9 protein-coding genes, 1 tRNA gene and 2 pseudogenes are annotated in these 9,597 nt (G+C 71.0%); 5 read left to right on the forward strand and 7 right to left on the reverse strand.

Features of this window, described 5'->3' with window-relative positions:
- Positions 1-22 precede the first annotated feature (22 nt).
- The 3 genes and pseudogenes from JF597_RS51975 to JF597_RS51985 form a co-directional block, all read right to left on the reverse strand.
- Positions 23-154: pseudogene (locus tag JF597_RS51975) on the reverse strand (antibiotic biosynthesis monooxygenase); the annotation flags it as partial.
- Positions 155-443: 289 nt separating this feature from the next.
- Positions 444-1,061 carry a hypothetical protein gene (locus JF597_RS51980; protein ID WP_294013752.1) on the reverse strand — a complete coding sequence of 206 codons (618 nt, stop codon included), beginning with the start codon at positions 1,059-1,061 and terminating at the stop codon, positions 444-446.
- Positions 1,062-1,177: 116 nt separating this feature from the next.
- Positions 1,178-1,288 (reverse strand): annotated as a pseudogene (locus JF597_RS51985) (antibiotic biosynthesis monooxygenase); the annotation flags it as partial.
- Positions 1,289-1,636: 348 nt separating this feature from the next.
- Here JF597_RS51985 and JF597_RS51990 point away from each other — a divergent pair.
- From JF597_RS51990 to JF597_RS52005, 4 genes are all read left to right on the forward strand, one after another.
- Entirely contained in the window at positions 1,637-3,115 is a 1,479-nt protein-coding gene (locus JF597_RS51990; RefSeq protein WP_294013755.1) for a VCBS repeat-containing protein, read from the forward strand.
- A gap of 92 nt (positions 3,116-3,207) precedes the next feature.
- Entirely contained in the window at positions 3,208-4,689 is a 1,482-nt protein-coding gene (locus JF597_RS51995; protein WP_294013757.1) for an FG-GAP-like repeat-containing protein, read from the forward strand.
- A 67-nt stretch (positions 4,690-4,756) separates the two neighbouring features.
- Positions 4,757-6,187: an FG-GAP-like repeat-containing protein gene (locus tag JF597_RS52000; RefSeq protein WP_294013759.1), complete on the forward strand. Its 1,431-nt coding sequence runs from the start codon at positions 4,757-4,759 to the stop codon at positions 6,185-6,187.
- A gap of 41 nt (positions 6,188-6,228) precedes the next feature.
- Positions 6,229-7,251, forward strand: coding sequence for a YIP1 family protein (locus tag JF597_RS52005; protein WP_294013762.1), 1,023 nt, complete (start codon positions 6,229-6,231; stop codon positions 7,249-7,251).
- Positions 7,252-7,325: 74 nt separating this feature from the next.
- On the opposite strand, the gene JF597_RS52010 is transcribed toward JF597_RS52005, so the two are convergent.
- The 3 genes from JF597_RS52010 to JF597_RS52020 all read right to left on the reverse strand — a co-directional run bounded on the left by JF597_RS52010 (position 7,326) and on the right by JF597_RS52020 (position 8,667).
- A complete protein-coding gene (locus tag JF597_RS52010) occupies positions 7,326-7,832 on the reverse strand; it encodes a phosphoribosyltransferase (protein ID WP_294013765.1) in 507 nt (168 codons plus the stop codon).
- A 10-nt stretch (positions 7,833-7,842) separates the two neighbouring features.
- Positions 7,843-8,418 (reverse strand): dCTP deaminase, encoded by a 576-nt coding sequence (gene dcd, locus JF597_RS52015; protein ID WP_294013767.1) that lies wholly within the window; start codon positions 8,416-8,418, stop codon positions 7,843-7,845.
- 84 nt (positions 8,419-8,502) lie between these two features.
- Complete coding sequence (locus JF597_RS52020) at positions 8,503-8,667, reverse strand: hypothetical protein (protein WP_294013770.1); 165 nt, start codon at positions 8,665-8,667, stop codon at positions 8,503-8,505.
- 282 nt (positions 8,668-8,949) lie between these two features.
- Between JF597_RS52020 and JF597_RS52025 the strand changes: the two genes are divergently transcribed.
- Positions 8,950-9,023 (forward strand) — tRNA-Gly (locus tag JF597_RS52025).
- Between the two features lie 258 nt (positions 9,024-9,281).
- Here the strand turns inward: JF597_RS52025 and JF597_RS52030 are convergent.
- A partial coding sequence (locus JF597_RS52030; protein WP_294013773.1) for a phosphotyrosine protein phosphatase occupies positions 9,282-9,597 on the reverse strand: 316 nt, incomplete at its 5' end.

Here is a 9,597-nt window from a genome sequence, read left to right on the forward strand (position 1 = left end):
TGGTACATCAACGCACCCGTTGCGGCCGCAGCAGCTCGAACCACTCGAACCCGTCCGAGTTCTCCACGGCATGCGCCCGCGACGCGAACCGCTTCTCCAGCGTCTCCCGCTGCTCGGCGGGGACGGCCAGCACGTTGATCTTCACTACGCTCATGCGTCCATCCTGCCGCAGGGGTGATCAGGAGGGCGTGAACGACCGGGACCTGTCCGCCGATCCTGCGGGCGGTGCCCGTGCCGCCATGGCACTGCCGTAGCTCCGTGGTCGTGTTCGAGTGGTGGCATGTGCTGGCGGACGACGAGCGACAGCAATGGACGCGGCCGCGTCCCCTCTGTCTCGGAGCAGTGGATGCTCGACCGTGCCGAAGCCCGCAAGCTGCATTCGGAGCTCACTTGCATGGATGCCGGGTTCCGGAACGACTCTCCTGCGGCGCGCGGGTGAGGCTCTAGAAGGGGCGCTCGGCCGTGCCCAGGACGACGAGTTCGGTGCCGTCCAGCACCTCCGAGAGCGCCTGCGGCGCGCCGCGCATGTGGAAGTAGTCCCACTGCGCGCGGCGGATCGTCTGGTCCGGGTGGCCGAGCGCGCGCAGCACGTCCCAGTGCAGGGACTGGGCCCAGACGTACCCCGGGTCGCCGTCGACGTCCTTGTCCTCCGCGTCGATCGGGGTGTCCGCGAGCGCGGAGGCCAGGCGGTGGCTGTCCACGGGCCCGGCAGCGAAGTCCAGGAAGGCGGCAGGGTCCGCGCCCACAGGTACGTCGTCGGCGTCCTCGTCGTCCCGTCCCGGCCAGGAGTCGTAGCGGTGGGCGAGAACCCCGTCACGCCAGACCTCCAACTCCAGCCGGTCACCGTCGTACTGGAAGGCGGCCAGTACCGGAGCGGCCCGTTCGGCGCTGATCGGTCCGGCTAGCGCGAAGACGTTGTTCCCGTCGACGGATCGGTCCGGGTGGACGAGGCAGAATCCCGGCCCGGCGGTGGTCGCGTAGCCGGCCGCGCAGACCGTGCGCAGGACGGGGGCGGCCTGTTCCAGCGGCGCGGGTATCAGTATCGTGCCGTACGTGGTCACGGCCTCACCTCCTGGGACGCGGTGACCCTATGCAGCGGTGCTGCCGCGAGGCCAATGAAATAGGGACAGGCCACTTCACGAAACCGCGGCCCCGGTGGTCATCAGCCCACCCGTTGCGGCCGCAGCAGCTCGAACCACTCGAACCCGTCCGGGTTCTCCACGGCATGCGCCCGCGACGCGAACCGCTTCTCCAGCGTCTCCCGCTGCTCGGCGGGGACGGCCAGCACGTTCTGTGACCGTGGTCGACTACGCCGTCAGTGTCCCGGGCACCGAAGCCGTCTTGACTGCGCTCATGGCCCCATCCTGCCGCAGGGGTGATCAGGAGGGTGTGAGCGACGGGTCCGGCTGCGGAGCGCGATCTCCGTGGTGTGCGGTCCGCCGGCCGTCGCCGACACGATCGGAGCCGGGTGAGGTCTGCGGTGTGCCCCTCGGCAGGCCACAGCCGACCCGGAGAATTCACCGAACTCACGTACAACCCTTACTCCTTGGCGCGGGTCTCCTGAACGCTGGACCTCACTGACTCCGGCCGGCCGCCGGGTGCGGACGGCCCCCGCATGCCGCAGGAGACGACCCGCATGCACACGTTCCCGCGACTCGCCCTCGCGACGGCCACCGCTGCCGCGCTGACGGGCGGTCTGCTCACCTTCTCGGCAGCCTCGGCGTCGGCCGCGGACTCCGTCAAGGTCGCCCGCGCCGACTTCAACGGCGACGGCATCGGTGACATCGCCACCTCGGCCACCACCGCCTACGTCAGCGGCCACAAGGGCGCCGGCCAGGTCGTCGCCCTCTACGGCTCCGCCACCGGCGTGACCACCGCCAAGCGCACCACCCTCAGCCAGAACAGCCCCGGCGTCCCCGGCACCGCCGAGGCCGGCGACGACTTCGGCGAGGCCCTGGCGTACGCCGACTTCAACGCCGACGGTTACGACGACCTCGCCGTCGGCTCCCCCTCGGAGAAGGTCGGCACCGACACCGACGGCGGCACCGTCACCCTCCTGTGGGGCTCCAAGAGCGGCCTCACCGGCAAGGGCGTCGACATCAAGGACCCGTCGCCGAGCAGCCACGACTACTGGGGACTGCAGCTCGCCGCCGGTGACTTCGACGGCGACGGCAAGGCGGACCTCGCCGTCGGCAGTTCGGCCGCCACCCTGTGGGTGTTCAAGGGCGGCTTCTCCGGCAGCGGCACCCCCGGCGGCCGGTACACCGTCAAGCCCCCCATCCAGCCGGGCACCAGCTCCTACCCGTACGGCCCGATGAAGCTCACCGCGGGCGACGTCAACGGCGACGGCCGCAGCGACCTGGTGGTCGACGGATACGAGACGAAGACCAGCGACCACTGGAACACCAACTACTGGCTGCCGGGCAGCTCCAAGGGGATCACCCTCACCGGCGCCAAGACGCTGAAGAGCGGCATCGTCACCGGCATCGGCGACATCAACGGCGACGGCTACGGCGACATCGTCAGCGGCGCCGCCTGGGACGCCAGCAGCGGCGGGACCGTCTTCCCGGACTCCGCCAACGGCGGGCGGGTGGCCATCACCTACGGCAGCGCCTCCGGCCCGGCCAAGGCCACCATGTTCAACCAGAACAGCGGCAACGTCCCCGGCGGCTCCGAGAAGGGCGACAACTTCGGCTGGGAGATCGACCTCGGTGACATCAACGGCGACGGCTTCGCCGACCTGGTCGTCTCCGCCCCGTACGAGGACCTCGGCAGCAACACCAACACCGGCCAGGTGACCGTCCTCTACGGCTCGCGGACCGGGATCAACCTCGCCTCCGGCGCCCAGTCCTTCGCGCAGAGCACGGCCGGCGTCCCCGGCGACGACGAGAAGAACGACCTCTTCGGCGTCGACGTCAAGCTCGACGACGTCACCGGCGACGGCAAGGCGGACCTGGTCGTCGGCTCGTACGAGAACGGCGGCGACGGCGCGGTCACCTACCTGCCCTCCAACGGCTCGAAGATCACCACGACCGGGTCCCGCACCCTCTCCGCGAGCAAGCTGGGCGTGTCCACGACCGGCATCCCGCAGCTCGGCGCAGTCTTCGCCGACTGACCCGCCTCCGCCGCACCTCCTCTGCGGTCCGCGGACCCGCGGACCCGCGCACCCCCGGCACCCATGCCGCCGATCCCAGGAGCCCCCTCGCCGTGAACGTCCTCGTGAACGGACACCACCGCCGCCGCCTCGCCCTCGCGACCGTCACCGCCGCCGCGCTGACCGGCGGACTGCTCACCCTCTCGGCCCCCGCCGCGTCCGCCGCCCCGGCCCGCGCCTACAAGGCCGACTTCAACCACGACGGCTACGGCGACGTCGCCTTCGCCGCCCCCTACGCCAAGGTCGGCGGCAAGAACATGGCCGGGTACGTCGCCGTCGTCTACGGCAGCGCCTCCGGACTCAACCCCGCCAAGCGCACCATCGTCAGCCAGAACACCGCCGGCGTCCCCGGCACCGCCGAGACCGAGGACTTCTTCGGCCGCGCGCTCGCCGTGGCCGACTTCGACAAGGACGGCTACACCGACCTCGCCGTCGGCGCGCCCGGCGAGGACAACGGCTCGGACACCGACGGCGGTTCGGTCACCATCCTGTGGGGCTCGGCGAGTGGCCTGAAGAACGGGACGTCGGTCAAGGACCCCTCCGCGGCCAAGCACGAGGCCTGGGGCTCGGTACTGGCCGCCGGCGACTTCAACGGCGACGGCAGGGCCGACCTGGCGTCCGGCACGGCCGCGTCCTACGCCTACGTCGTCAAGGGCGGCTTCACCAGGTCCGGCACCACCGGCGGCACCCAGAAGGTCCCCACGCCGGACAAGGCGGAGTTCGGCATCGACGCGCTCGCCGCGGGCGACACCAACGGCGACAAGAAGGCCGACCTCGTCCTCACCTACCGCACCGCGCTCACCTCGGACCCGTCGGGCAGCTGGTCAAAGGGCGCCGCCTACCTCGGCGCGTCCACGGGCGTGGTCACGACCAAGCCGCGCCCGCTGAACGGCGGCACCTCCCTCGCCCTGGGCGACATCGACGGCGACGGCTACGACGAGATCGCCATCGGCAACGTCTTCTCGAAGGCCGACGACCACACCGGCACCCTCGGCGGCCAGGTCACCGTCATCCGCGGCAGCAGGGGCGGCCCGGTCAACGGCGACGCCCCCATGGCCGAGCTCACCCAGTCCGCCACCGGCGTCCCCGGCACCGACAAGGCCGACGACGGCTTCGGCGGCGCCGTCTCCATCGGGGACACCAACGGCGACGGCTACGGCGACCTGGCCATCGGCGTCGTCTTCAAGGACATCGGCGCGGCCGAGGACACCGGCCTCGTCGTGCTGATGAACGGCTCGGCCGCCGGAGTCTCCCGCACCGGCGCCCGCACGATCTCGCAGAACACCCCCGGGGTCCCCGGCACCAACGAGTCCATCGACTACTTCGGCTCCGACCTCGTGCTCTCGGACGTCAACAAGGACGGCAAGGCGGACCTGACCGTCGCGGCCGCCTTCGAGGACGAGGGCGTCGGCGCGGTCACCGCCCTGCGCGGCAGCGCCTCCGGCATCACCGCCACGGGCGCCAAGTCCTTCGGCCCGGGCACCTTCGGGCTCTCCCGCACGTACGGCGCCTTCGGCACGGGCCTCACCGGCTGACGCGCCCGCACCGGAAAAGACACGGCCGCTGACATCGCGTCACCTCACCACCGCACGGGGGAAGACCATGCGCAAGCGCACCACCCTGCTCCTCGCCACGGCCCTCACCACGGGCCTGCTCACCGCCCTGCCGGCCGCCACCGCCTCGGCCGCCCCCGCCCGCTACGCGGACGACTTCAACGGCGACGGCTACCACGACCTCGCCACCGCCGCCCCGGGAGCCACGGTCGGCGGCAGGGCGGACGCCGGCGCGGTGGTCGTCAGCTACGGCTCCAGGTCCGGGATCAAGGCGTCGAACCGTACGGTCGTCACCCAGAACTCGGCGGGCGTCCCCGGCACCGCCGAGAAGGACGACGCGTTCGGCTCGGCGCTCGCCTCCGGTGACCTGAACCGGGACGGCTACGCCGACCTGGTCGTCGGCTCCGAGGGGGAGGACGGCGAGGCTGGGTCGGTGACGATCGTCTGGGGGAGCAAGAAGGGACTGTCCGGCGGCCGTACCGTCGCCGACCCGGCCCGCTCCTCCCACCACCGCTTCGGCATGTCCCTGGCGATCGGCGACTTCACCGCGGACGGCCGGGCCGACCTGGCCGTCGGCAGCACCGGCGCGGACGTGCAGATCTTCCGCGGCGGTTTCACCAAGACCGCAGGGGCCGCGTCCCGCACCTGGGTGGTGCCCTCCCTGGCCACCGGTGACAGCTACGGCTCCCGGTCGCTGGCCGCCGGTGACATCAACGGCAACGGCGTCGACGACCTGGTGATCAGCGGCAGGTTCCGGACGGGGAGCGGCGAGTACGTCGACGGCAACCTGGTGTACCTGGGCGCGGACTCCCGGCCGAAGGCTCTGCGGATGCTGGTGGACGGCGGCAAGCAGCGGGCGGTCCTCGGCGACGTCAACGGGGACGGCTATGACGACGTCGTCACGTCCGACGTCCTCGTCTACGGCGGCACGGCCGGGCCCGGCGAGGTCCTCGCCTACCTGGGCGGCGCCCACGGCGTGAGCCCCACCCCGCAGGCGGCCCTCACCCAGGACAGCCCCGGCGTCCCCGGCGCCACCCGGGCGCCGGGCACCTCCTCGTTCGGCGCCGCGCTCTCGGTCGGGGACGTCAACGGCGACGGCTTCGCGGACGTGGCGGTCGGTACGCCCTACGAGGGGGTCACCTCGGCCCCGCAGACCGGTACCGTCACGCTGCTGCGCGGTTCCGCCGCAGGACTGACGGGCCAGGGCGCGACCCGCTGGACCCAGAACACGCCCGGTGTCCCCGACCTCAACGAGGACCACGACTTCTGGGGCAGTGCCGTCCGCCTCGCCGACCTCGACGGCGACCGCAAGGCCGACCTGGCGGTCGGCGCACGGCACGAGAACGGCGGACAGGGCGCGATGTGGACCCTGCGCGGCTCCGCCACCGGCCTGACGACGACCGGCGCAGCGTCCTTCCACGCGACGTCGGTGGGCGTGTCGGGGGCGTCGGCTCAGCTGGGTTCCCTGTTCGGGCAGTGAGCGACAGCGACCGCCCGCCCCCTCAGGGTCCCCCTTAGGGGATGTCACAGGTCTGCGGCAATGGCGGGCTCGGGTGCCCGAGCCCGCCACACCGATCTCCGGGACCAGGTACGTTCGATGACGTGGCTGGATTCAGGAACGGACGCGGCGGCCGGAACGAGCGTGCCCCGCAAGCGCGACCGCAACGACCCGCGTACGGGCAGCAGGCACCGCCGCAGAGCTTCGGCGGGCAGCCGGCCGGACCGTCGTACGGGTACCCGTCGGCTCCGCAGCCGTACCCGCAGCACGGCGGCGGGTCCGGCTGGCCGCAGGCGCAGGCGCGCGGCGGCCACCCGGGACAGGGCGGCGGCGACGGCCCGGAGTACTTCGGCGACGACCGCGGCTACGGCGGCGGCTCCGGCCCCGACCCGTACGCGGCGAACCAGCCGGGCCACACCCAGGCCTTCTCGGTCGACGAGGCCGACGCCTACACGCAGGGCGCGACCTACCACGCCGGCTCGGCGGCGCCGTCCGGCCCGATCGGCCCGCGCCTGCACTGGAAGGACGTGTTGCGGGGGATCGTCCTCGCCCCGAACCAGACCTTCCTGCAGATGCGGGACTACGCGATGTGGGGCCCCGCCCTCATCGTGACCTTCCTCTACGGCCTGCTCGCGGTCTTCGGCTTCGACGGCGCCCGCGCGGACGCGATCAACGCCACCCTCACCAACGCGGTCCCGATCGTCCTCGTGACGGCGATCGCGATGGTCCTCTCCGCCTTCGTCCTGGGCGTGGTGACCCACACCCTGGCCCGTCAGCTCGGCGGCGACGGGGCCTGGCAGCCGACCGTCGGCCTCTCCATGCTGATCATGTCGATCACGGACGCCCCCCGCCTCCTCTTCGCCATGTTCTTCGGCGGCAACGCCGGCTTCGTCCAGCTCCTCGGCTGGGCCACCTGGATCGCGGCGGGCGCCCTGCTCACCCTCATGGTCGCCAGGTCCCACGACCTGCCGTGGCCGAAGGCCCTGGGCGCGTCGGCGATCCAGCTGATCGCCCTGCTGTCGATCGTGAAGCTGGGCACGTTCTAGCACCGCACGCACGCGTGAAGGGCCCCGGCAGCCGTGCCGGGGCCCTTGTCGTATGCCGTCAGGTGCGGCCGCCCTCAGGCGTCGAGAACCTGCCCGGCCCTCTTCACCACGGGCGGAAGGACGCTCCACGGGAAGTTGATCCACTCATCGGTCCGCTTCCACACGTACTCGCACTTCACGAGGGAGTGGGACTTCTCATAGATCACCGCGGACCGCACCTCGGCGACCGTTTCGAGGCAGAAGTCGCGGACCAGCTTCAGCGTCTTGCCGGTGTCGGCGACGTCGTCGGTGATCAGCACCTTCTTGTCGCTGAAGTCGATGGCGTTGGGGACGGGCGCGAGCATGACCGGCATGTCGAGGGTCGTCCCCACCCCGGTGTAGAACTCGACGTTCACCAGATGCAGGTTCTTGCAGTCGAGGGCGTAGGCCAGCCCGCCGGCGACGAAGACGCCGCCGCGGGCGATGCTGAGCACCATGTCGGGCTCGAACCCGTCGTCGGCGATGGTCTGCGCGAGCTCGCGCACGGCGACGCCGAACTGCTCGTAGCTCAGGTTCTCCCGCACGGGACCGTCGCTGCTCATGACCGGCCCCTCACACCTGCGTCCGATGGAAATTGAGGTACGAGCGGGAGGCGGTGGGTCCGCGCTGCCCCTGGTAGCGGGAGCCGTAGCGCTCGCTGCCGTAGGAGTGCTCGGCGGGGGAGGAGAGCCGGAACATGCACAGCTGCCCGATCTTCATGCCCGGCCACAGCTTGATGGGAAGGGTCGCGAGATTGGACAGCTCGAGGGTCACGTGCCCGCTGAACCCGGGGTCGATGAACCCGGCGGTGGAGTGCGTGACCAGCCCGAGCCGCCCCAGCGAGGACTTCCCCTCCAGCCGGGAGGCGAGGTCGTCGGGCAGCGTGATGACCTCGTACGTCGAGGCGAGCACGAACTCACCGGGGTGGAGGATGAAGGGCTCGTCGCCCTCCGGCTCCACCAGCCGCGTCAGGTCGGGCTGCTCCACGGAGGGGTCGATGTGCGGGTACCGGTGGTTCTCGAACACCCGGAAGAGACGGTCCAGCCGCACGTCGATGCTCGACGGCTGCACCATGGATTCGTCGTAGGGATCGATCCGTACCCGCCCGGCGTCGATCTCGGCCCGGATGTCCTTGTCTGAGAGAAGCACGCCCCGAGGATACGCAAGGCGCGCGGACCCACGAAAACCGTGACGAGTCCGCGCGCCCGCGCTGCTGCTGTTCTGCTACCTCCGCTAGCGCTGCTGCTTCTCGAGGGCGACCGGCACGACGCTGCGCAGCCGGGCGCACTTGGGACACCGCACGAGCCGGCCGGGGCCGAGCCGCTCGGCCTGCTGCATCGGGAACGAAGCGGTGCTGAACACGTGCCCTTCGGCACAGCGGACGACGGTGCGTTCCATCAAGTCCCTCAAGTCCCTTCCCCAGGAGCCGCGTCGGGCTTACTGCCGTGACGACGGAAAGCCACATTACGGGATCAAAGGGACGGCTCTCCAGGCGGCACTCCGGCCTGCCGGGCCCCTCTCCCACACCTCCACCGTACGCCCCAACTCCGGTCGCCCGCAGCCGGATCCCACCCCTCTGCCACCCCTGAAACGCACACGAACCCCACGGTCCGAGCACCGGGGGTCCGTCATGAGGTACAGTGAGCGAGCGTTCGGACACCGACCCGATCGGCGTCTTACGCGGGTGTAGTTTAATGGTAGAACATCAGCTTCCCAAGCTGAGAGCGCGAGTTCGATTCTCGTCACCCGCTCCAGAATGAAACCCCAGGTCAGCGGCCTGGGGTTTGTTTGTTGTCTAGACCAATTGGGGGTGGCGTGCCCTCCGCGTGCCCTAAGCCGAGGTCAGGCAGCTGCCCCAGGGGTGCCTGGGCGCCACTTTGGGCATCCCCACCCTCGGGGATCTCAAATGGCGAGATGCATTTTGTGTGACCTGCGCCACTGTCACGTGGGGTTCCTGCGAAGTCGCTTACGCAAAGCAGCAGTTCACGACGCCGGTCGCCACGCAGCGACTGTCACGCGCGGGGCTGCACAGCGAGGTCGGCGAGCAGGCCGCGGATGCGGTCCTCGATCTCGTCGCGGATGGGGCGTACGGCGTCGACGCCCTGCCCTGCAGGGTCGTCCAACTTCCAGTCACGGTAGGTCTTGCCGGAGAAGACGGGGCAGGTGTCGCCGCAGCCCATGGTGATCACGACGTCCGACGCCTGGACCGCCTCGACGGTGAGGATCTTCGGGGTCTCGGCGGAGATGTCGATGCCTGATTCGCGCATCGCCTCGACGACCGCGGGGTTGACCGTGTCGGCCGGGGCCGAGCCGGCCGAACGGACCTCC

The organism is Streptomyces sp., from assembly GCF_019510245.1.
GTDB lineage: Bacteria > Actinomycetota > Actinomycetes > Streptomycetales > Streptomycetaceae > Streptomyces.